The organism is Actinoplanes sp. NPDC051388, from assembly GCF_055586225.1.
In genome coordinates this window covers 1-20,320 of sequence record NZ_JBVJIP010000033.1, presented here as the reverse complement: position 1 = coordinate 20,320, position 20,320 = coordinate 1, and the positions used below count along the sequence as shown (strand labels likewise).

Annotated in this window: 20 protein-coding genes and 1 pseudogene; 13 read left to right on the top strand and 8 right to left on the bottom strand. The window is 66.8% G+C overall.

What is annotated here, in order from left to right; genetic code table 11:
* Nucleotides 1-120 precede the first annotated feature (120 nt).
* The 6 genes from ACZ6TI_RS46530 to ACZ6TI_RS46505 all read left to right on the top strand — a co-directional run bounded on the left by ACZ6TI_RS46530 (nucleotide 121) and on the right by ACZ6TI_RS46505 (nucleotide 5,718).
* Nucleotides 121-915 (top strand): helix-turn-helix domain-containing protein, encoded by a 795-nt coding sequence (locus ACZ6TI_RS46530; protein WP_465351738.1) that lies wholly within the window; start codon nucleotides 121-123, stop codon nucleotides 913-915.
* On the top strand, nucleotides 912-1,730 hold the full coding sequence (locus ACZ6TI_RS46525; protein WP_465351737.1) for a helix-turn-helix domain-containing protein: 819 nt from the start codon (nucleotides 912-914) through the stop codon (nucleotides 1,728-1,730). Before ACZ6TI_RS46530 ends, ACZ6TI_RS46525 begins: the two co-directional genes overlap by 4 nt.
* Before the next feature lie 136 nt (nucleotides 1,731-1,866).
* A complete protein-coding gene (locus ACZ6TI_RS46520; RefSeq protein ID WP_465351736.1) occupies nucleotides 1,867-2,328 on the top strand; it encodes a hypothetical protein in 462 nt (153 codons plus the stop codon).
* A gap of 85 nt (nucleotides 2,329-2,413) precedes the next feature.
* Nucleotides 2,414-2,698 (top strand): hypothetical protein, encoded by a 285-nt coding sequence (locus tag ACZ6TI_RS46515; protein WP_465351735.1) that lies wholly within the window; start codon nucleotides 2,414-2,416, stop codon nucleotides 2,696-2,698.
* Between the two features lie 2,055 nt (nucleotides 2,699-4,753).
* Nucleotides 4,754-5,212 carry a hypothetical protein gene (locus ACZ6TI_RS46510; protein ID WP_465351734.1) on the top strand — a complete coding sequence of 153 codons (459 nt, stop codon included), beginning with the start codon at nucleotides 4,754-4,756 and terminating at the stop codon, nucleotides 5,210-5,212.
* Nucleotides 5,213-5,217: 5 nt separating this feature from the next.
* A complete protein-coding gene (locus ACZ6TI_RS46505; RefSeq protein WP_465351733.1) occupies nucleotides 5,218-5,718 on the top strand; it encodes a helix-turn-helix domain-containing protein in 501 nt (166 codons plus the stop codon).
* Nucleotides 5,719-5,960: 242 nt separating this feature from the next.
* Here the strand turns inward: ACZ6TI_RS46505 and ACZ6TI_RS46500 are convergent, their stop codons facing one another.
* The 3 genes from ACZ6TI_RS46500 to ACZ6TI_RS46490 are packed head-to-tail and all read right to left on the bottom strand — an operon-like array spanning nucleotide 5,961 to nucleotide 7,346.
* Nucleotides 5,961-6,293 carry a hypothetical protein gene (locus tag ACZ6TI_RS46500; RefSeq protein ID WP_465351732.1) on the bottom strand — a complete coding sequence of 111 codons (333 nt, stop codon included), beginning with the start codon at nucleotides 6,291-6,293 and terminating at the stop codon, nucleotides 5,961-5,963.
* Between the two features lie 3 nt (nucleotides 6,294-6,296).
* Nucleotides 6,297-7,016 (bottom strand): hypothetical protein, encoded by a 720-nt coding sequence (locus tag ACZ6TI_RS46495; RefSeq protein WP_465351731.1) that lies wholly within the window; start codon nucleotides 7,014-7,016, stop codon nucleotides 6,297-6,299.
* Between the two features lie 30 nt (nucleotides 7,017-7,046).
* Nucleotides 7,047-7,346, bottom strand: coding sequence for a hypothetical protein (locus ACZ6TI_RS46490; protein ID WP_465351730.1), 300 nt, complete (start codon nucleotides 7,344-7,346; stop codon nucleotides 7,047-7,049).
* A gap of 66 nt (nucleotides 7,347-7,412) precedes the next feature.
* Between ACZ6TI_RS46490 and ACZ6TI_RS46485 the strand changes: the two genes are divergently transcribed.
* Entirely contained in the window at nucleotides 7,413-7,964 is a 552-nt protein-coding gene (locus ACZ6TI_RS46485) for a hypothetical protein (RefSeq protein ID WP_465351729.1), read from the top strand.
* A 97-nt stretch (nucleotides 7,965-8,061) separates the two neighbouring features.
* Nucleotides 8,062-8,577 (top strand): annotated as a pseudogene (locus tag ACZ6TI_RS46480) (ADP-ribosylglycohydrolase family protein); the annotation flags it as partial.
* Nucleotides 8,578-8,680: 103 nt separating this feature from the next.
* Here ACZ6TI_RS46480 and ACZ6TI_RS46475 read toward each other — a convergent pair.
* Entirely contained in the window at nucleotides 8,681-9,163 is a 483-nt protein-coding gene (locus ACZ6TI_RS46475) for a DUF4265 domain-containing protein (protein ID WP_465351728.1), read from the bottom strand.
* Between the two features lie 1,043 nt (nucleotides 9,164-10,206).
* Nucleotides 10,207-10,992 (bottom strand): hypothetical protein, encoded by a 786-nt coding sequence (locus tag ACZ6TI_RS46470; RefSeq protein WP_465351727.1) that lies wholly within the window; start codon nucleotides 10,990-10,992, stop codon nucleotides 10,207-10,209.
* A gap of 327 nt (nucleotides 10,993-11,319) precedes the next feature.
* Between ACZ6TI_RS46470 and ACZ6TI_RS46465 the strand changes: the two genes are divergently transcribed.
* Complete coding sequence (locus ACZ6TI_RS46465) at nucleotides 11,320-11,610, top strand: hypothetical protein (protein ID WP_465351726.1); 291 nt, start codon at nucleotides 11,320-11,322, stop codon at nucleotides 11,608-11,610.
* 82 nt (nucleotides 11,611-11,692) lie between these two features.
* Here ACZ6TI_RS46465 and ACZ6TI_RS46460 read toward each other — a convergent pair whose 3' ends face one another.
* The gene (locus ACZ6TI_RS46460) at nucleotides 11,693-12,679 is read right to left on the bottom strand and encodes an integrase core domain-containing protein (RefSeq protein ID WP_465351725.1); all 987 of its coding nucleotides are present in this window, start codon (nucleotides 12,677-12,679) and stop codon (nucleotides 11,693-11,695) included.
* A 19-nt stretch (nucleotides 12,680-12,698) separates the two neighbouring features.
* Between ACZ6TI_RS46460 and ACZ6TI_RS46455 the strand changes: the two genes are divergently transcribed.
* The 3 genes from ACZ6TI_RS46455 (at nucleotide 12,699) to ACZ6TI_RS46445 (ending at nucleotide 17,816) form a co-directional block, all read left to right on the top strand.
* The gene (locus ACZ6TI_RS46455; protein WP_465351724.1) at nucleotides 12,699-13,322 is read left to right on the top strand and encodes an integrase core domain-containing protein; all 624 of its coding nucleotides are present in this window, start codon (nucleotides 12,699-12,701) and stop codon (nucleotides 13,320-13,322) included.
* 106 nt (nucleotides 13,323-13,428) lie between these two features.
* Nucleotides 13,429-13,737, top strand: coding sequence for a CU044_2847 family protein (locus tag ACZ6TI_RS46450; protein ID WP_465351723.1), 309 nt, complete (start codon nucleotides 13,429-13,431; stop codon nucleotides 13,735-13,737).
* Nucleotides 13,734-17,816 carry a trypsin-like peptidase domain-containing protein gene (locus tag ACZ6TI_RS46445; RefSeq protein WP_465351722.1) on the top strand — a complete coding sequence of 1,361 codons (4,083 nt, stop codon included), beginning with the start codon at nucleotides 13,734-13,736 and terminating at the stop codon, nucleotides 17,814-17,816. Before ACZ6TI_RS46450 ends, ACZ6TI_RS46445 begins: the two co-directional genes overlap by 4 nt.
* Nucleotides 17,817-17,939: 123 nt before the next feature.
* Here ACZ6TI_RS46445 and ACZ6TI_RS46440 read toward each other — a convergent pair whose 3' ends face one another.
* Nucleotides 17,940-18,320, bottom strand: a complete 381-nt coding sequence (locus ACZ6TI_RS46440; RefSeq protein WP_465351721.1) for an integrase core domain-containing protein — start codon at nucleotides 18,318-18,320, stop codon at nucleotides 17,940-17,942.
* Complete coding sequence (locus tag ACZ6TI_RS46435) at nucleotides 18,317-19,003, bottom strand: transposase family protein (protein WP_465351720.1); 687 nt, start codon at nucleotides 19,001-19,003, stop codon at nucleotides 18,317-18,319. The genes ACZ6TI_RS46440 and ACZ6TI_RS46435 overlap by 4 nt, the downstream gene beginning before the upstream one ends.
* 270 nt (nucleotides 19,004-19,273) lie before the next feature.
* On the opposite strand from ACZ6TI_RS46435, the gene ACZ6TI_RS46430 reads away from it, so the two are divergent.
* Nucleotides 19,274-20,320: hypothetical protein (locus ACZ6TI_RS46430; protein ID WP_465351719.1), on the top strand; the 1,047-nt coding region annotated here is incomplete at its 3' end.

Below are 20,320 nucleotides of genomic sequence, written 5' to 3'. Positions count from 1 at the left end.
CCACCCCACATGCTCAGGTAGCTGGATGTTCGACGAGGTGTACGGATGGATGCATAGCGCCGGGCCGCAGACCGGGTGCGTCGCGCCGCCGGTCCGAACCCCGGCGGCGGTGATTCCGGGATGACCGCCACCGGGGCCGCGGCGGTGGGCCGACGCGGACGACCCGATCGGCCGTCGCATAATCTTCGTGTCGGCGACCGCCCGCGCACAGGAGCGGAACCAGCTCGTCCCGGCGTGGGACCTGTATCACGGCGGGTGCCTGTCCCGACTGCGCGAGCGCCTGGCCACGCATCCGCGTCACCGCGGCCGGATGCGGCTCATCTCCGCCGAGTACGGCCTGCTGCACCCCCACACGCATGTCCCGCCGAGCATCTACCGGATGACGGTGAAACGGGCGGATCAGCTACGTCCCAAGGCCGTACGACCTGGTCGTCACCGACCTCCACGACATCCCGGATATGCAGCCGCGCAGGAGCCCCCGGCCGCACGTTATGGGCCTTCGGTCCGCGCTTCTCGCCAGCGGCGCCCAGATCGCCCAGGTCGAATCCGGGCTGCTCAACCTGCTTGCTAACGAAACAACAGCAACGACCCTGCTTCGGAGTTTCGATCGTGTCTGAACCCATCAACATCCGCATCCCGAACGCCGGCCTCACGTCCACCGGCGGTCCACTGCCGCCGCAGGGCTCTGGATTTAACGGCCGCCACGATCGGCTGGTCGGGGCGCGTCGGCGCGAGGTGTCGGCCGTAGCCGCTGCCCGGTATACCGCTGGGGCGTCATTGGAGACCGTCGCCGCCGAGATCGGCGGCAGCTCCGCAACGGCACGGGCGCTGATCCTGGAGGCCGGGGTCGAGCTGCGGAAGCAGGCCGGTTGTCTACGACCGCGTCTCTGTCTGAGGACGAGCTCGAGTCCATGAAAGCTGATGCTCTCGCCCGATACAGCGAAGGCTCCTCCATCAGGAAGGTCAGCGCAGAGCAGGGCAAGCCAACGTCGGTCATTCGCGCACTGGTTATCGGGGCCGGCGTTATCCGCTCACAACGCCCTCGGATCGATCGCGACCGCCGCGTAGAGCTGCGCGCGAAGGCCGTCGCCTGGTACCAGGCAGGCGTCGAAGTCCAAGACATCGCCGCTGAGATCGGCTACAGCACGTCCGTGGTCCGGGCGCTGCTCACCGAGGCTGGCGCTCTTCGCCCCGCGGAACGTTTGGCCGGTGAGCGCCGGCGCACGCTGCAGGCCGTCGCGGTAGCCAAATACAAGGCCCGCGGTTCCATCCGCCGGGTAGCGGCCGAGGTCGGCCACAGCAACCAGCTTGTACGGACGCTGCTCATCGAGGCCGGGGCTTTTCGCCCCGCGGAACGTTTGGTCGGTGAGCGCAGGCGCAGGCTCCAGGCCGTCGCAGTAGCCAAACACAAGGCCGGCGCATCCATAAGCCAGGTAGCGGCCGAGGTCGGCCACAGCTATGAGCTTGTACAGACGCTGCTCATCGAGGCTGGCGTGGTCCTGCCTGAGACACGTCGCCTGACCGGGGAACGCCGGCGCCAGGCCGCAACGACCGCCGTTGGCCGGTACGCCGCAGGCGCCTCGTTGGAGGCCATCGCCGTCGAGATGGGCAAGAGCGTGGCCACGGTCCGAAGGCTGCTCATCGAGGCCGGCGTCCAGCCGGTCAATGCCGCCGACCGGCGCATCGCCGGCACCACAGGTGCCCAAACATCTGCTGAGCCCAGGCGATGACCGCGCTCGCCGCGGCCGGGACGCGGCAGTGGATCGATGTGGGGTGCGGCCCGGCCACCGCATCCGCAGCTGGTGACGCAAACATCGCCTTTTTCCGAGGATCCGGCAGTAACCGTCCGAACAGCGAGAAGAGCTGATGTCAACCCCGCAGCAACACACCACGGAACCCGTCGCGGACGGCGACCAGCGCAGCCCATTCAAGATCATCCGCGACGCGCACGTAGCGGCCCGGAACAGGCTCAGCAGTCTCGATTGGCAGCACGTCGGCCGGATCGCCGAGACATTGACCGAGGCGGACGCCTCGCTGATCGCCTCATGGATGGCACGGTCGAACGATCTTCCGTCCCCAGAGACTGAAGACCACGTCGACCCAATCCAGGCATTGATCGACGCGCAAGCACACAGCGGGAGCGGGCGCTGCGCCCGAGTCGCGATGCGCTGCGCGCTCCTCGCCACGGACGTTCACCTCAGCAACGACGAGTCCCGCCACCTCGACCGCCTTGCCGATCATCTGCTCGATGATGCCTGGCTGGTCGCCGGGTGGATTTTCCGCACGCGCCGCCCGCGTTACGTCCCCGGCTTCCTGCGCAACCACTAGCGAACCCCACGCCCACATGAACTCCCACATCGGAAAGGGAAAGCGCCCGATGCACCAGGTTCCGCAACCCGACCAAAATTCGGCCATGCACCGTCTCGCGTGGCTCAACTTCCAGGCCGGCGGGCACCGCGCCGCCGCCGGCACCTTCGACATGCGGCCACTACAACAGGCGTTCGCCGTCCTCGACACTGCCCCGGCGCTGGTGCTGTTCTGTGACGGAAAGTACTACCGGCGGCATCAGTACCGCGGACTGCGGCTGGCCGAACAGGCCCTCACCCGGCAACTCTGCGTGCCGTACTTCGGGGTGCTCGCGGGCCGGGCCGCCGATCTTGACCGGGGACCTGTTCGCCGAGTTCGACGACAAGGCTGACCTGGCGGGGGTGGGTGCCTGATGCCGGCCGCGGTGTTCACCGATCCGCTGCGCGTGGTGTTCGTGTTGAGCGACGCCACCCGCTACACGCTGCGGCTGCACCGCCTGTCCTGCCAGCAGTTCGTCGCTGAGCTGGCGCATGACCTGGCGGCGCCCGGCCTCGGCGTGACGACGCGATGTCGACGTGGCGTCGGCTGCCGACTGCGATTCCCATCCGGACCAGGCCTTTCCGGACCGCCCGAGTGGCTTCGGCGTCGTCAGCTCGGTGGCGTTGGGCCGTACGCCTCCCCGCGCGATGACATCCCACCGGGCTCGAACCAGAAGCGGAAGGACTCCCCGCGGACGCCTTCGCCGGGCCATAGCCGGGGGCCGGAGGCCACAATGCCGGGACGAGCGCGGCGCAAGCGTGGGAGCGCGCATCACAGACCTGCGCACGAGGCCCGGGCCAGCCTGGGGCGGTCGTCTGGGCGGCGCACCCATCGGATCTGAGCCGGATGCACGCGCTGCAGGCCCCACCCGGGCGGGCGCGAAGCCGGAGGTTCCCGGCGCAGGCACGCGCACTGGCTTCGCCGCCTCGGCCTGAATCCACTGCCGGGTCAGCTCGTCGAGGTAGCCCTCGTGTTCGTCCCTGGCTGCCAGTCTCCCGGCCAACTGTGCTGTCCGGAGAATGCTCGGGCCCGGTTACCGGCCAGCCGATCATCCGGTGCAACTTGCACTTTCTGTTTCACCGTTTCATGAGATGCACATGCATTTCATGCGCAAGGGTGTCATGAGAGCGTTAACAACACGCACCACCGCGCAAAGTGAAAGATCTTTTGGTAACGCCCGAAGCGACACGCGGAACCTCCATAGTGATCCGCGTCACACGGACAGTTTGTCCGCCTTCCGTTTTGGAATCCGCTCGTTGGCTTTCTGTTGAGGATAGCTGTGGCCGGGCGCATATGGTGTTGGCGGCAATTGGTCATCTTGAATATGTTGTTATTGGCTGTCGATCTTCCGGCCTCGGAATCGAAGAATTTGCCGCTGTCTACCGTGGCGTAACCTGTTGGTTAGGGGATGATCACAGAAGGCCAAGAACGACTAGCGCTCGACACGGGTGTGCGGGGCAACGCTTACGGGGGACCCCGGCTCCGGAAATCCTTTGGATGAGTGGCCGTGAATCGCGCAATTTTGCAGCGAGTCGATCACCGTAGGAAACAGTACGCACACGCAAGGTCATGGATTGGTTACGGACGAGCACCAGATATTAGGGTATATCCGGACAAGATGGCTTGACATTCAACCATCCTGTTACACCGCAGAACCCAGGCGGTGGTGAAATCCTGTGCAACAGCTTGCCCACCATACGGGCTATCTGCCTGTTGCACGGTAGCTAGATCTAGTGCACTGTAGAGCCCATCAGCGTGCACCTGCCTGGCGCTGCCGTTTATGGCTTTACCGATTTCTGGTAAGCATCCGAGTTCTTGTCTGCTGGTCCGGGCGCTAATTCGGGGAAACACAGAGAAACCCTCCGTTGGCAGCGGGGGGTTTTTCGTTTTTCCAGGGCTCTCCACATTAGTCAATCTGCCCGCACTTCGTGCATTCCACGCGCAGCTAGTGAGTACGGATGTCCGTTCCCGAAAATTGACCTTTGGCCCCGACGGAGATCTTCTTGTTCCAATGTGGTGCACCCGCGATGAAAAATGCTCCCGATAGGGGAGGATGTGTGAACTGCGGCTTTGGATCACTGGACTGCCACCAGTAAAGCCGCACCTGGTTCCCCGCTCCACCCGGAGCGAGGGCCAAGGGTGTTCTTTCCTCGAAAGCGCCCGGACCAGCAGCGTGGGGGGGGGGGGGGGGGGGGGGGGGGGGAGGGCACAACGCAACCCCCCACCCCCCCCACCCAAACACAAAAAAAAAAACCCGTTTTTTTCCCCTCTGCCACGGGGGGGGGGGGGGGGTGTTTTTTTCCCGAAAAAACCGCCGAGAGGGGGGGGGGGGGGGGGAACCCCCCCCCCCCCCCCCCACGCCTGAGCAGCACACGCTGCCCAGGACAAGACAAGGAGTAGGAACGTCGTGACCGTTTCAACCCCCCGGTTCTCCCAGGACCCGCTTGACCAGCCGCCAGAACCATGGCCGCAGGCAGCAGGCCACCTCGCCGAGCCCGAGCGGTCTTCCACGCCGGGGACACCCCGTCACGAGCGGCGCAACGCCTGGTACGCGGCAGTCCTGGTCGTGGTCGTCCACGCCAGCGCCGGCACGCTGCTACTGACCGGGGAACCGCTACAGGAGGCGCTGCTGCTGGCCGGCGGCGTCACCCTGCTCGGCGCCGAGATCACCCGCCGAATCCTCGTCGACGCCGGGCCCGTCCCGTCGATCGTGGTGACCTGCTCGGTCACCGCACTCGCCGTAATCCTCATCGTCCGCGGCTACGACGCCAGCGACGTCGCGTTCATCGCGGGCACGGCCAGCGTGATCGCCGGCGAGGTCGCCGCCCGGGTCCTGCGTCCGATCACCCCACGGCGGGGGGTGTAGCCGACATGCCGGCCGGCGCCCGCAAACACCGCTCGCCCGTGAGCGCCGGCTGGACGGCGAACATCATGGCCATGTTCACCCTCGTGACCGGACAGTCCCCGAACGGCGAAGAGCCCCAGGACGACAGTGCCCTGAGCCGACTGCTACGCCGCCTGGAACTGGCCCACCGCGAAGCAGGCCGACCCACCTACCGCGTGATCGGCAAGGACAGCGGGCTCTCGGCATCGACGATCTGCCGGATCTTCAAGGCCCGCAAAAGCCCGCCCTGGGACAACCTCGCACGCCTGCTCAAAGCGCTCGGCATCGAGCCGGACGAGATCCACAACACCTGGTTCGAGCTGTGGCTCAACGCCGAGAACGACGACCAACCGATCCCCGTCACCCTCCACGACGGCCTCGTAGCACCCGGCCGCGCACACTGCGAAACATGCGGCGTCTGGATCGCCGATCCACACGCCCACGCCACCCTGCACGAAAAACTCGACCGGCTCGAGAAACCCGCCTAACGCACGCACACCACCCCGAGCTCGCGCGCTCCCCGCGCGACCCCGGGCACTGGGAGCCTCTGCGGCACCCACGGCGAAGGCCCTGCCGACCCAGCAGGGCCTTCGCCGTCCTAAGTCCAAGCTCGCGCCCGGCGTGCGCGTCGGGATCGAGCTGGCTCGGAAGCACTACCTCGGCGGGGTCGCACCCGGGCTGGCCGGCGTGCGGCCGGACAAGCGTCATCGGTTTAGGCGTGGGCTGAGTGCTATTCGGGCTCGTCTTCTCGTTGGATGCGGTCGCGTTCTTCGTCGAGCTGTTGGCGTCCTTGCTCGGCGAGCTGTTGTTGTTCGTCTTGGCTGAGTTGGTCCCAGCGTTCGGCGAATTGTTGCGTGCCGGGGTCGATGCCGGCGGCGAAGGCGGGGGTGAAGTAGACGTCGCGGAGATTGGCGCGCCCGTTGAGCACGTCGTCGGCGAGACGGCGGAAGTCGTCGTTGTCACTGCGGTCGCGGAGTTCCTCGAGAGATCGGCGCAGGTGGCGGGCGAGGGCGGGGTCACCGTGGGCGACAGCCATGGTGGGTTCGTCGCGGGGGTCTGACATGTCTCAAACCCCGGGGTGGTTGTAGGCGCCGGGCAGGGCTACGTCCTGCATGCCGTGGATGGCGCCGAGGTAGCCGGCGCAGAGTCCGACGAAACCTTGAACGGCGGCCCAGGCGGCGTCGTGGGCGTCCAGGGCGAGGTACCACACTTTGACGGCATTCCAGATGGACGCGGCGGTGGCTGCGGCGCCGGCGATCCCTCCGACGACGGTCCAGCTGGACGCGGCGGCCGCAGCGGCGGAGATGCCGATGGCGATGAGCCAGTCGAGCAGGTCCTGCAGCAGGCTCTGCAGCGATTGGGCCATTTCTTCCATGCCGGCGGTGAGGCTGCGGAACTGCGACGCGATGTCCTTGAGCGCGGACACCTGTTTCTGCAGTGCGGCGGCGAGTTCGTTGAAGTAGGTCTGCGCCTGGGTGGCGGCGTTGCCGTCCCAGTCGTGCGGGATGACGTTGCCGGCGGCTTGTTTGATGGTGTCGCCGTAGCGGGTGTTGAACTCGGCCAGGTTGTTCAGCGCGGAGCTGGCTTCGGCGGCGGCGTTCCAGTCGCCGGCGAACTGCTGGGCGACCCAGTCGAACGGGTTGGTTCCGCAGACCTTCTCCATGGCCCAGCCGAGCCAGTAGGACGGGCTGATGTATTGCTTGCCGCCCAGGATGTTGTTCACCAGGTCGGGGATCGGCGCCTCGGCGACCGGGGTGGTCAGGGCGGCGGCGGGTGCGTCTGCCATCGATGTCCTCGCTTTCGTGGACGCGGCTTGTCAGTAGGTGGCGTCCACGCGGGCGGCTGCGGCCTGGTCGGTGTCGCGGTATTCGTTCGCGGCCGAAGTGAGTTCCTGCTCGCAGGCGTCGGCCAGCCTGGCGAGCGCGGTGTAGTTGTCGACGAGGGCTTCGCGCACGTTGGTGGCGGTCTCGACGACGGTGGCGAACATGCGCCCTTCGGCGTAGCCGATGCCGAGCCATTCGCGGGCATAGCCGACGGCCTGATCGGCGTCGTCGGTCAGCCCGCCGATGGTGCCGGCAAAGGAGCGGATGGTGTTGTGGTTGGCGATGAACGTCACCGGTGACCCCCCGTGACTGGTGTGAGTACGCTGATTGTCGAGGCATCGTATCGGTGACGACGAATCTTGGAGGACCTCGTGTCGGCACGGGCGACGGTGGACATCCCGACCGGCTGGCTGGCCCAGGAACCGCCGCTGCCCGACCGATGCGCACCGCATGGGCTCCCGGCGGTGCAACGGGTGACGTTCGCGGTGCGCTCCAACCCGAAGATCGGGTCGAAGGCGAAAGTGTTCCAGCCGGGCTACACCTCACTCAACCGCGCCGAGGAATACACCAAGCAGGTCAAGATCGTCAAAGTGACGGACTGGCCACTGTGCCAGCAGTGTGTGCGCCGCCGGACTGCCGGTCTAGTCCTCGCGGGTGTGCTCCTGGTCGGCGGTCTCCTCGCGATGGTCACCGGATTCGTGGTCGCCGCGTTCGACGACGGTCCTAACGCCGCTCCGATGATCCCAATCCTGCTCGGGCTCGCCGCCATCCTCATCTCACCATTTGTCTTCCGGGCGGTGAGCCTGCCGAGACTGGTTAACGCGGAACTCAGCGCGGACGGTTCAGCCGTGCACATCGCTGAGGCAAGCCCGGACTTCGCCGGCCAGCTCCCCCGGCCGGCGGGCGCCTGACGACCCGACCTTCGTCGCTACACGGGCTTCCGTTCGGGCGGTGCAAACCTCCAAACGCCCATCCACACAGCCCAGGCGCTAGAACCAGCAGAAGCCACCTGGCGCGCTCGCCGCCTCCGAACTGACCGCATACGCCGTCCGCGTCCTCCGCGACGGCGCCGCCCCCGGAGGGTTACCGGCCCTGCTGCGGGCCCGCGCCGACGAGCAACGCGAGGTCTGCCGAGAAGATTGGCTCGGCGACCTCTGGCAACAACCGGGGATCACCACCGCAGCCGAGTTCATCGCCCGCGGCTGGGACGAATGCCTGGACATCCTGGACCGACTCGACGCGGCAATGAACGTGACTGACGACGGCGGCGGCCCCTGCCGAATCACTGGCGAAGGGCTGGATCGCCGAAGAGGCACTGGCCACCAGCCTGCTCTGCGCCATCAGACACGCCAACGACCCCGTGATCGCACTCGCCTGAGCGCCGCCACATCCGGCGACTCCGACTCCATCGCCTGCCTCACCGGCGCCTTCCTCGGCGCACATCGAGGAGTGATCGCGTGGCCGAACGAATGGCAACACCGCATCGAGTACACCGGCCAACTCACCTCGATGGGTCACGCATGAGAGTGACCCGCACCGCCGTCCTGCCCGTTGCTATCTCTCGTGCGGGATCTCGTGGCCGACTTGGGAAACGTGCTGTAGCCGGAGGCAGTTGCAGAGGTCGATATCAGGGCATTCCCGCATGCCAGGCCTCGCTGACGTATCCCTCTTCGTACTCCCATTTCCCAGTGCCGACCTGATCCAAGATCAGCCGTTGCATCTGGGCTATATCTGCGTCCCGCGGAATACTGACTGCAATCATTCCGAATTGTTGAATGCCCTCGCATTGGACGTTCAGCGCATTGAGCCTACTTGCCATATCCAGCAAATCGTCGCTGTCGTAATCATCAGTCGCGATTGCAAGCCTGATCGTGCAGTTACCGGACCATTGCAGACGGTCGACCGCTCGAAGTGTTCCGTCGTTCTCGGAAACCTGGACCAGGTCGTTGAGGGCGAGGTCATCGACGAACCACGGCACGCTGTCGATGCGGACGACACCTGGGCCGACACGGATGGCCCAGACGTCCTCACTTGCCACCGGTGGCCACCCGTCGCCGTCCGATGGCAGCTCATAGCGAATCTTCACGTGGTCGGCGTCAATGACACTCATCGGGGAGGCCATGTGGCCCTTTCAGTGTACGGCCGTGGCCGGCCGAGGCGCCGCTAGACAGTCCCGGCCAGCCGTGATCCATTAGATGAGACCCTTGGGAATATTTCCCCATCCACGATTGCAGGGGTCACATACTAACCGCACGTTTCCATAGCTCGCCAGACCCTTCAAGTGACCTCGGTATCATATGATCGATTCTACCCTCATAACGGGGTATTGGCCTTCCCTTTCTCGACTGAGTGGCCGGGACTGTTTCGATTCGACAATCATCGCATCGTGTCCTTCCACCATTGTTTTCCAGGCTGCGCTGCTCGGCTTTGCGTCTCGTCGCGCGTAAATTTCTGGTAGGGCCTGGTAGACGGTTTAGCCGCATCGTTGATGACGCCGCGCGAGTCTACTTCAAAACGCGCGCCGTTCTTTGGCGCGTCACCGTTCTTTCCACCACCGGAAGAGTCCCCCTTACCATTTTCCCCTTGGACCCTTTGCCCGAGCTCTGACCTATTGACCCCGTCTCGGGCTGCTGGTCCATCGCGACACCGCGTTGCTGGCCGAGGTCCTCGCCCTGCGCCACGAGGTGGCAGTGCTCCGGCGGCAGCTGAACGGCCGGCCCCGGCTGTCCTGGCCCGACCGGGCTATCCTGTCCGCTCTGGCCCGGCTACTACCCACTGCGATCCGGGCCCACCGCCTGGTCACCCCGGCAACACTGCTGGTATGGCACCGGCGGCTGCTACGCCGACACTGGACCCATCCACGTAAAAACCGGTCGACCACCGGTCAACGACGAGATCGCGACCTGATCCGATGCCCCGCACACGACAACTCGCGTCGGGGACACCGCCGGATCCAAGGCGAAATGCAGCAGCTGGGCCACCACGTCGGCGCAGGCACGATCCGGCGCATCCTCGCCACCCGGCGACTCGGTCCGGCACCGCGAACGGTGGACACCAGTTGCGGATGTTCCTGCGTGCCCAAGCCACTCGACCCGACACCAGCCGGTGCAACGCCGCAGAGCGGAAGAAGGTTACGAAGGCGACAAACTACCGCTAGCAGGCGTGGTCGTTGCTCACGGTGGTAAACAGGGACGCGTCGTCGGAGCGCGGGATCGACGCGCCGAGCGTGCCGGGCACCGCCTTGCGGAGCGGTTCCGGCGTGACCGGGCACGCCCGAAGCGCGGTCACCTGCCAGACCTCGCGGCCGTCCCCGAGTGTGCCCGCGGCGAACGTCACCGTCAGGTCGGTCGTGCCGGCGATCTGGCCGGATGACGGCTCAGCGGCGGTCACGCACGAGGGTGTCTGCTCCACCACGCGCAGGGAGAGTTTCGCGCTCGACGGGTGAGACGAGACGACGCGGGTGCCGGACAAGGAGATCCGGAGCCCCTTGCCGCCGTCCGCCGTCGCCGGTGCGGCCCCGCACGTCCGGACCTGGTTGTGCACGGCGATCAGGTCGTCGTAGTGCTGCACCCGCTGGTCGATGGCGGCCGCGTTGTTGAGCATCTCCTGCCGCGGCGCCACCGAGAACATGATCGCTTGCAGCCGGTCGAGGTATCCCTCGGCCAGCACCGGCCCGGCCGGGAACTCGGACACGGGCAGCCCGAACGTCGTAGCCGGCGCGGTCGTCGGCGCCGGGCACTCAACGCTGAGCTCGGGTATGGGAGTCGCCCCGAAGCCGTAACCTCCGCAGGATAGCCTGGCCAGCGCCTCGTCCTGATCACCCCGCCCGACGACGCTGCCGGCCACCAGCACCACCAGCATGTAGATCGCCGCGCCGGCGATCAGCACCACACCGACGATGGCAGCCGGGCTCTGCTTGGGAGAATCCTGGGAAGGCACCGCGACACCTTATCCACAGTGGTCGGACGGCCGAGTCGCGGGCGCGGCCCTGCCCCCCGTAGACATGCCCGCGGCGTAGCGCGAAGTCCACACTGAGCACCCCAACCACGCCCGTTCGGAACGGTAGCCTCCACCTCCCCCAATGGCGATGTTTGCTCCTGGCGCCGGGCGTGACCTCGCCGCAGCACGCGGGGCCCGGTCGAGGATGTTGAGCCGGGGCCGTAACAGCCCACAGAGTGATGAAGGGTTGAGGCGGATCGGGGGACAGACGTCACCCTTGGCGCGGACCTAAGCTCGAGCCGACACCAAGACGGCGAAGGGGCGTTGATGGCTGCGGTGACGGTGGCGTCGTTCAACGTCGAGAACCTGTTCAGCAGACCGAAAGCCTTCGACACCACCGACTGGGCGGCCGGCGAGCCGATCCTGGCCGCCTACCAGCAGTTCAACACCCTCATCGCCCAGCCGATCTACAGCACGTCCGACAAAGCGCGGATGCGGGAGTTGCTCGTCGAGGTGGGCGTGTACAAGGTCAACGCCCGCGGTGCGGTCCGCCGCCTGCAGAGCGATAACCCTGTACCGTGCCAATACCCCGTACATGGCTGTGGGCTGGCACTTTGAAGATTTCGTCAAGGTGCCCGGTGGTACTCGTTGATCACGCCGCCGAGACGTTGTCGGCGTCGTACCGGGGTATCCATCGCGATCACGACGGCCGGGTCGTGGTTGGCGGCAACTGTTGCCGGCCTTGATGCGGGCGGTGATCATTGAAGTGGTCCACGTACTCGCCGACCACCGCGAGGGCGTGTCGTTCGTGGTAGATCAGCAACCGGTCGGTGCACTCGGCACGTAGGCTACGACCCCACCGTTCGATGAAACAGTTCGCCCGCGGTGTCCGCGGCGGGATCTTGACCACGGTGATGCCCTCGGCGGCGAAGACCTCGTCGAACGCCGCGGTGTACTTGCCGTCTCGATCTCGGATCAGGAACCGGAACCGGCTGGTTCGTTCGTCGAGGTCCATGACGAGGTTGCGGGCCTGCTGGACCACCCAAGCACTGCCCGGGTTGGCGGTGACGCCGAGCAGGTGGACGCGGCGAGTGGTCACCTCCATCACCACCAGTACGTACAGGCGCCGTAGCAGGATCGTGTCGACATGAAAGAAGTCGATGGCCAGCAGGCCGTGGGCTTGCGCGCGGAGGAACGTCCGCCAGCTGGTGTCCGCGGCTCGTGGTGCCGGGCCGAGCCGCCGGGTGGCGAGGATGCGGCGGATCGTGCCCGCGCCGACGTAATGGCCCAGCCGTAGTAGCTCGCCTTGGATGCACCGGTGTCCCCACCGAGGGTTCTCTCGGGCGAGGCGTCGGATCAGGTCCCGGACCTCGTCGCTGACCGGTGGCCGGCCTGCTCTGCGCGGGTGGGTCCAGTGGCGGCGCAGCAGCCGCCGGTGCCAGCCGAGCAGCGTGGCGGGGGTGACCAGCCGGTGGACTCGCACGGCTGTGGGCAGTAGCCGGGTCAGCGCGGACAGGATGGCCCGGTCCGGCCAGGCCAACCGGGGCCGGCCGTTCAGCTGTCGGCGCAGCACCGCCACCTCATGGCGCAGGGCGAGGACCTCGGCCAGCACCGCGGTATCGCTTCGGACCAGCAGCCCCAGAGCACCGACGAGCCGGATCATCATCAGGTACAGCAGTCGAATCAACACACCGATGATCGTTACCATGAACCGGGAAATCCCAGCTCACCGTGTGTGCGACGAGTTCTGGCACGGTACAGGCCGGGCGGCCGCGATCGCCGTGGCGGGTGAGCAGGTGAACAGCCAGGAACTCGCCGCGGACGCCGCACAGAGGTCGGGCGCGCCCTCGCGGGCCGCCCGCTCCAGCCCGATGACCGCCTTGGCGACCAGCGGGTCGTGCGCCCGCAACGCGTCGGGCATGCGGATGCCGGTCGCCCACCCCAGCCACAGTTCGCCGTTCCGGTTCCTGATCCGAGACCGGGATGCCAAGTACACCACCGTCTTCGACGAGGTATTCACTACTGAGGGCATCGAGATCGTACGGACGCCGCCGCGGGCGCCCCGCGCGAACGCCTACGCCGAGCGGTGGGTACGCACGGTACGCCGCGAGTGCCTCGACCGGATCCTGATCTACAACGCGCGGCACCTGCTCGCCACGCTCGAAGAATACGTCCGGCACTACAACGAGCACAGACCCCATCAAGGCCGCGAGCAACGCCCACCAGCCCTGGATGTGTCCCCAACCCCGGTCACGGATCTGGCCACCGTGCGGCTACGCCGGACACGCGTACTCAACGGTCTGATCAGCGAGTACTCCCAGGCTGCGTAGCCGAAACCGGGTTTTCGAACGGTACAGGGCCAATCGAGACGCTGGGCGGGCGATGCCGGAGATCAATCGACCTCGGTAGCATGCGCTGACTAGCGAGGAGTAACAGATGTCGCAGGTGGTGCGTTACGCCGTTGACAATGGCGCAGTCGTCCAATTCGAGATCGAACCGCTCGAGGAGTTCGTGCAAGCCTCGGCGGACCGGGTCGTGGGAGCGGTACGGGAGGCGATCGGACCGGCGGTGGAAGCGGCTCGTGAGGTCCTCGACCGGGCCAGGGAGCTCGCTCCGCAGGACGTTGAAGTGAAGTTCGGGATCAAGGTCTCCGGCACGATGAACTGGATGGTGGCAAAGGCTGCGACCGAGGGCAATTTCGAAGTGACCCTCAAGTGGCATCCCGGCGGGGATGCCTTCGCGTGACCGGATCAGCCGCCCCCGTCTCCGACCCCTGGACCCTTGCCGTGCACGGATTCGAGCGAGGATTCGCACCGATCGGCACAGCGGTCGTGATCGCACCGCGACGAGCGTTGACCTGCGCACATGTCGTCCGCGACGGAGATCGGATCCGCGAGAAGATCTGGGTTTCGTTCCCGAAGGTGACATCCCTGTGGCGGGTACGCCGTCCGGTGGCTCGAGTCGAATATGACCCGGATGAGCCGGCCATTGCCGACGTGGCGGTGCTCCACTTCGAGCACGACTTGCCGGACGAGGCCGAGCCGGTAAGGCTACGGGCACCCGAGCCGGAGACGTTGGTCGGGTTGCGCTGGTGGGCGTTCGGCTTCCCGCTGAGCAGCCGAACGAACGGTAACGAGGCTCAGGGCACGGTCGGGGCGCGCCTCGCGCACGGCTGGGTCCGACTGGACACCGATTCGCCGTACCCGGTGGAGGGGGGCTTCAGCGGCGGGGGTCTCTGGATTCCGGACTATGGTGCCGTGGTGGGAATCGTCGGGCAGGCCCGTGGTTCAGGAGATCGGAAAGGCGATGCGCAGGCGCTCACGGTTGCTCAAGCGGACGCCTTCCTGCCGACCGAGAAGCTACGGATGCTCGTCGACTGGCGAGCGCTTGACGCCGGTCCCGTGGCGATGGCTTCCTGGGGCTGGCGACTCGCTACCGACCGCGAAGCGGGCCGTCATTGGTCTCCCCGAGCTCGCGGCGTCACGACGGGTTCGGAACACGGCTACCGGTTCCGTGGCCGGTCGGTAGCCCTGACCGCGATCGTGGAGTGGCTCGATCGCTTGGCTCCGGACCGGCGCCTTCTCGTCGTCACCGGATCGCCCGGCGTGGGGAAGTCGGCAGTGCTGGGTCGGGTTGTCACGACCGCGGATGCGGAGCTCAGCCGACTGTTGCCAGCCGCCGACACAGCGGTCCGGGCCACCGAGGGATCGGTCGCCTGTGCCGTGCACGCTAAAGGCAAGACCGCGCTCGAGGTGGCGGTCGAAATCGCCACCGCCGCATCCGCCGCGCTACCGCGCGAGCCCGACGATTTGGCCGCCGCTTTACGAGAAAGACTGGCGTTCGCGCCCGGTCGGTTCAACATCGTGATCGACGCCCTCGACGAGGCGGATAACGCGGACGAGGTACGGCTGATCATGAGCAAAGTGGTTCTGCCGTTGGTGCAGACGTGCGCGCAATTCGGGGCGCAGGTCGTCGTCGGAACGCGCCGTAACGACTCGCGGGGCGACCTCCTGGCGGTGATCGCCGATGCGGCAAAGGTCATCGACCTCGATAACGCCCACTACTTTGAGCTTGCCGACCTACACGAGTATGCGCTGGCGACGCTCCGGCTGGTCGGTGACGAACGGCCCGGCAATCCATACGCCGATCCCCACGCAGCCGGCTCTGTAGCTCGCCGGATTGCCGAACTGGCCGACGGAAACTTCCTCGTCGCCGGCTTGGAGGCTCGGCGACGCGGAATGTACGACCTGGAGCCTGCCGAGCCCTCCTCCGTGACCCTGACTCCCTTCGTCGACGATGCCCTCGACGCATTTCTGACTTGGCTGCCTACCGTCGACGGCCTCTCCGCACGGGCCGTACTGACTGCCTTGGCCTATGCAGAGGCACCCGGCTGGACTACCAAGCTCTGGAGCGTTGCCGTCGAGGCTCTCGGTGGATCGGTCCGCGAACCGACGCTGGACCGCTTCGCCCGCTCAGCTGCGGCGAACTTTCTCGTGGAAAACTCACAAGAAGACAACGAGTCGGTTTTCCGGCTGTTTCACCAGGCTCTCAACGACGCCCTGCTGAGGCCGAGAGGCGAGCGCGGCAACGCCACTGACGAGCAACGGATCACTCGTTCGTTTCTCGCCCTAGGTCAAAAGCGAAGTTGGGCCCTCGCCCCAGCCTATCTTCTGCGCTCACTGGCCGGACATGCGAGTCGAGCCGGGGTGATCGACGAACTGCTCGACGAGGACAACTACCTCCTGCATGCCGATCTGCCGAGACTTATCCCGGCGGCCGAGGATGCGCGTACGGCGGCGGGGCGAGAGAGAACGCACCTCCTGCGGCTCACCCCCCAAGCGATTGCCGCATCACCGCCCGAGCGGGCCGGCCTGCTCAACGTCATTCAGGCTTTGCAAGCCAGTCCGTCGACGACCATTCATCCGCGTATGCCCTATCGGGCGCGGTGGGCGCACGTCACTCCGCGAAGTGAACACAGCACCCTAGATGGGCACACCAGCTGGGTGAATGCCCTCTGTGTCATCCCGGTGGCAGGTGATCGCAACCTCCTTGCCTCGGCCGGCCAGGACCGGACGGTGCGAATCTGGGATCTGGTCACCGGTGTGGAACGAGAAGTCCTTGATGGACATGCCGCCGGCGTGCGAGGGCTATGCACCGTATCGACCGGCGATGGGCAGACGTTTCTCGTGTCCGTGGGCGATGATCGATCGATCCGCGTCTGGAACCCGTTCACCCGTGATCTGCGCACCGTTCTGCAAGGCCACATCGGCACGGTCAACGCGGTGTGCTCGACGACAGTGGCAGGCCTGCCTTTGCTCGCATCGGCCGGCGACGACGAAACCGTGCGTCTCTGGGATCCGATCACCGGTGAGCCGCAACGCGTCCTCAGTGGCCACGCCGGCGGAGTCCGAGGCGTCTGCGCGGTTTCGGACGACTCCGGCCGGCCGTTCCTCGTATCAACCAGTGACGACCGCACCGTGCGTATATGGGACCCGGCGACCGGCGAGCAGCGACGCGTCCTGAGGGGACATGTGCGTGCTGTCAATGCGGTATGTACGCTTCCGGCGCGCGGTGGTCGCATGTTGCTGGCCACGGCGAGCGACGACGAGACTGTTCGCGTATGGGACCCGGCGACCGGCGCGGAACTGCGGGTGTTCGAGGGGCACTTCGGTGGTGTGAGCAGCGTCTGCACCGTGACGGAGGGCGGTCATATGCTGCTGGCTTCCGCCGGCGACGACCGCACGGTCCGCGTGTGGGATCCGGCCACGGCTGCAGAACTGCGAGTGTTCGAGGGGCACTTCGGTGGTGTGAGCAGCGTATGTGCCGTAACAGTAAGCGGCCGCGTATTGCTCGCCTCAGCCGGCGACGACCAGACGGTCCGCGTGTGGGAGCCGATCACCGGCGAGGGAAAGCGACGACCCGAAGGTCACACCGGCGGGGTCTATGCCGTGTGTGCGTTGCCTATCAGGGGCCGATCACTTCTCGCGTCGGCAGGAGATGACCGCACGCTGCGGACATGGGATCCTGATACTGGCCGACAGCAAGCAAGATTCGAGGGTCACACCGGCGGTGTCCGGGCGTTGTGCCCGGTTCCGATGAGCGATGGTCACCCGTTGCTGGCGTCCGCCGGCGACGATCGGACGGTCCGGATCTGGAACCCGGTCACCGGCGTGCCGACGCAGATCTTCGCGCGTCATACCGGCGCGGTGAGTGCGCTGTGTGCAATTTCCTCCGGTGCGGGATCCACGATGATGGCGTCCGCCGGCAACGAGGGGTGGCTCAGGATATGGAGCCCCGTCACGGGTGAGGAGCATTTCAGCTTCGATACGCGATCAGGATATGTGGGCGGTGTACGGGCTATTTGCGCTCTGCCAGCACCGACACGGACGCTCTTGGCATGCGCGTTCAGGGCTTCCGTGGTCATATTCGACCCGGCCGACGGCAGGATGCTCGCCTCATACGATGAGCAAGCTGTAGTCGTGCGGAGCATGTGCGCGGTGACCGTCGAAGGACGCTCGTTGCTGGCCTTCGGAGGCGACGACCGGAAGGTGCGGCTCTGGGATCCGCGAGCTAACAGGCTCGACCGCGTCCTCGATGGTCATACGGGCGGCGTGCGTGCCCTGTGCGCGTCGAATGTCCAAGGCCGGACGTTGCTCGCCTCGGGTGGCAATGACCAGTCCCTTCGGATTTGGGATGTGAGCGCTGGCCACGGCCGGACGATACCCCTCCACTATCCCGTGCTCTCCTGTACGCCGTTCGGCCGAGGCTTCGCAGTCGGCGTCACAGCGGGGCACCTGGTGGTCGACGTGAACGCCGACGCGTAGAACTCAGAATCCATGAGACCGTCGTAGGGTGGGCCGCTCGAATGGTCCTTTCCTAGGCCACGACAGCCTGTGCCGTGCCAAAACTCGCCGCATGGCCTGCGACCTGCGGCTCGTTCGATCAGATCAGACGACTCGTGAGTACTGGTTGACCACGCCGGCGGGTACTCGTCGCCGCCGTACCGGTGCGTCGATCGCGACGACAAGGGCTGGATCGTGATTCGGCCGCGTGCTGGTCGAGGCTCTGGTGTGGACGGTGGTCGTTGAAGTGAGTCTCGTACTCGGCAAAGACGCTGCGAGCGTGCCGCTCGTGTAGATCCGCACCCGGTCGGTGCACTCAGCGCGGGCGCTGCGGACGAACCGTTCCGCATAGCAGTTGGCCCGCGGCGTCCGCGGTGGAGTCTTGACAACCTCCACGCCTTCGGCGGCGAATACCTCGTCAAAAGCGCCGGTGAACTTCGCGTCTCGATCGCGGATCAGCAAACCGGAAGGACGCAGTTCCCTCACCCAAATCCATGACCAGGTTGCGGGCCTGCCGGGTGGTCCACTCGGCGGTCGGGTGGGCGGTGACGCCGAGGATGTGGACCCGACGAGCGGCGATCTCCATCACGACCAGCACGGATCGCCGCCGCAGGGTGATGGCGTCGATATGGAAGAAGTCGGTCGCGAGCAGGCCGGAGGCCTGCGCTCGCAGGAAGGGTCCGCCAGCTGGTGTCGGCCTCGCGGGGCGCCGGGCCGATCCTGGCGGCGGTGAGGATCCGGCGGATGGTGCCGGCGCCGACCCGCAGGCCGAGCCCGACGAGTTCTCCTTGCACGCGGCGGTGCCCCCAGCCGGGATTCTCGCGGGCCAGCCGCAGGACCAGGTCGCGTATCTCGTCGCTGATCCGCGGACGTCCGGGCCGGTTGGGGTAGGTCCAGTGCCGGCTGACCATGCGCCGGTCCCAGAACATCAGCGTGGCCGGCGTGACGATCCGATGCCGCCACAGCTCACGGGGAAGACTGCGGACCAGAGCGCAGAGCACGGCCCGGTCCGGCCAGGACAGACGCAGTCGGCCGACCTGGCGGCGCAGCACGGCGACCTCGTGGCGCAGCACCAACAACTCGGCGACCGTCGCCGTATCGCCGCGGGTTACCTGCGGCAGCCAGCCGAACATGCGAACCGCGGTCAGGTAGAGCAGACGCACAACCATGCAGCCGATCATGCACGGCGGTCGCAGAACTCCAGCTCACACCAGGTGCGAACAGATTTGGCACGGCACACGGGGCAGGGAATCGAAAACGACCCGCCGGGCCCTCCGCATCGCCGGCCGGTGTACCTCACCGACGACCGCCGAGGATGAGGCCGGCGACCATACCGGCCCGTCGGCGATCTTCTCCCTGAGGGGTGGCGACCGCGTGGCAGTGGTCTCGGCTGGCCGATGGCATCCTGGGCGAGGCCTGCTAGAACGGTCAGCATGGACATGAGAACAACCACTCTGGAGAGGCTGCTGTTGCGGCCGGACTCCGGCCCGGCCCTGACCAGCTGGGACGAGCTGGGCGAGCGCCTCGGCCGGTTCCTGCCGAGGGTTCGGCCCGGCTTCGACACGTGGGAGATCTGGTCGGATGAGCGCTTCCACGTCGAGACCCACTTCCTCAAGCTGCCCAGCAACGAGATACGCCTGAACATCTTCACCAAGGGACCCGGGCCGGTCACCGACCCGGATCACCCGTTCTGGCCGGTGGTGGCCCGGCTGGCCGCCCGCAACGGCTGGCAGGTGTGGGGGGAGGGCTCCGACGTGACCACGGCACGACCGCTGGCCGTGTCGCCCCATGCCGCCGGCCTGTCGCTGCCCGTCGACCTGATGCGCGACGCCGTCCCAGCCGCCGGGATCGACCTGTCCGGCCTCGACGACGTGCCGTGGCACAGGCTCAGTCACGTCCACGGCCCCGCCGACGACGTGCCCGATCTGCTCCGCGCGGCGGCGAGCGCCGACGACCGCGTCCGGAAGGAGGCGTTCCGCCTGTTGCCCCGCATCCTCTATCCCAACTCCCGAAGCACAACGGCAACCGCGCCGGCCGTACCGTTCCTGCTCCGGATGCTGCCCGCCGCAGCCCCGCAGGCGAGCGAGGACGTGCTGCGCTTCCTGGTGAAAGTCACCATGTACGACATCGAGCTGATCCGGGCGGTGCTGCCGGCCGAGGCGCTCGCGGTCGAGCTCGCGGCGCAGCCGGGGCCGGTCGGCGAGCAGGCCCGCCGGCTGACCGCGGGCCTGGCTCGCGTCTCCCCGGCGGCGGCCGACCGGACCGAGAGCTACCTGCTGGCCGCGCGGGATCCGGCCACCCGCGCCGAGTGGCTGCTGTGGCTGGGCAGACTGTCCGACACCAAGCGATGGCAGGGCCTGCTCACCGCCGAGCTGTCCTCACCGCAACCGTGGGTCCGGCTCGCGTCCGCCATCGCCCTGCTCGCACACGGCGTGGCGACCCTGCCGGTGCTGGATCTCGCGTTCGACGCGCTCGACGACCCCGCG

Bases quoted from the DNA above. Each gene is read 5' to 3' on its own strand.
- ACZ6TI_RS46450 (WP_465351723.1), top strand. From the start codon at position 13,429: ATGTCGCAGGTGGTGCGTTACGCCGTTGACAATGGCGCAGTCGTCCAA.
- ACZ6TI_RS46520 (WP_465351736.1), top strand. From the start codon at position 1,867: ATGTCAACCCCGCAGCAACACACCACGGAACCCGTCGCGGACGGCGAC.
- ACZ6TI_RS46530 (WP_465351738.1), top strand. From the start codon at position 121: ATGACCGCCACCGGGGCCGCGGCGGTGGGCCGACGCGGACGACCCGAT.
- ACZ6TI_RS46475 (WP_465351728.1), bottom strand. From the start codon at position 9,163: ATGAGTGTCATTGACGCCGACCACGTGAAGATTCGCTATGAGCTGCCA.
- ACZ6TI_RS46500 (WP_465351732.1), bottom strand. From the start codon at position 6,293: ATGTCAGACCCCCGCGACGAACCCACCATGGCTGTCGCCCACGGTGAC.
- ACZ6TI_RS46455 (WP_465351724.1), top strand. From the start codon at position 12,699: ATGAACCGGGAAATCCCAGCTCACCGTGTGTGCGACGAGTTCTGGCAC.
- ACZ6TI_RS46515 (WP_465351735.1), top strand. From the start codon at position 2,414: ATGCACCGTCTCGCGTGGCTCAACTTCCAGGCCGGCGGGCACCGCGCC.
- ACZ6TI_RS46435 (WP_465351720.1), bottom strand. From the start codon at position 19,003: ATGGTTGTGCGTCTGCTCTACCTGACCGCGGTTCGCATGTTCGGCTGG.
- ACZ6TI_RS46465 (WP_465351726.1), top strand. From the start codon at position 11,320: ATGGCTGCGGTGACGGTGGCGTCGTTCAACGTCGAGAACCTGTTCAGC.
- ACZ6TI_RS46505 (WP_465351733.1), top strand. From the start codon at position 5,218: ATGCCGGCCGGCGCCCGCAAACACCGCTCGCCCGTGAGCGCCGGCTGG.
- ACZ6TI_RS46525 (WP_465351737.1), top strand. From the start codon at position 912: ATGAAAGCTGATGCTCTCGCCCGATACAGCGAAGGCTCCTCCATCAGG.
- ACZ6TI_RS46495 (WP_465351731.1), bottom strand. From the start codon at position 7,016: ATGGCAGACGCACCCGCCGCCGCCCTGACCACCCCGGTCGCCGAGGCG.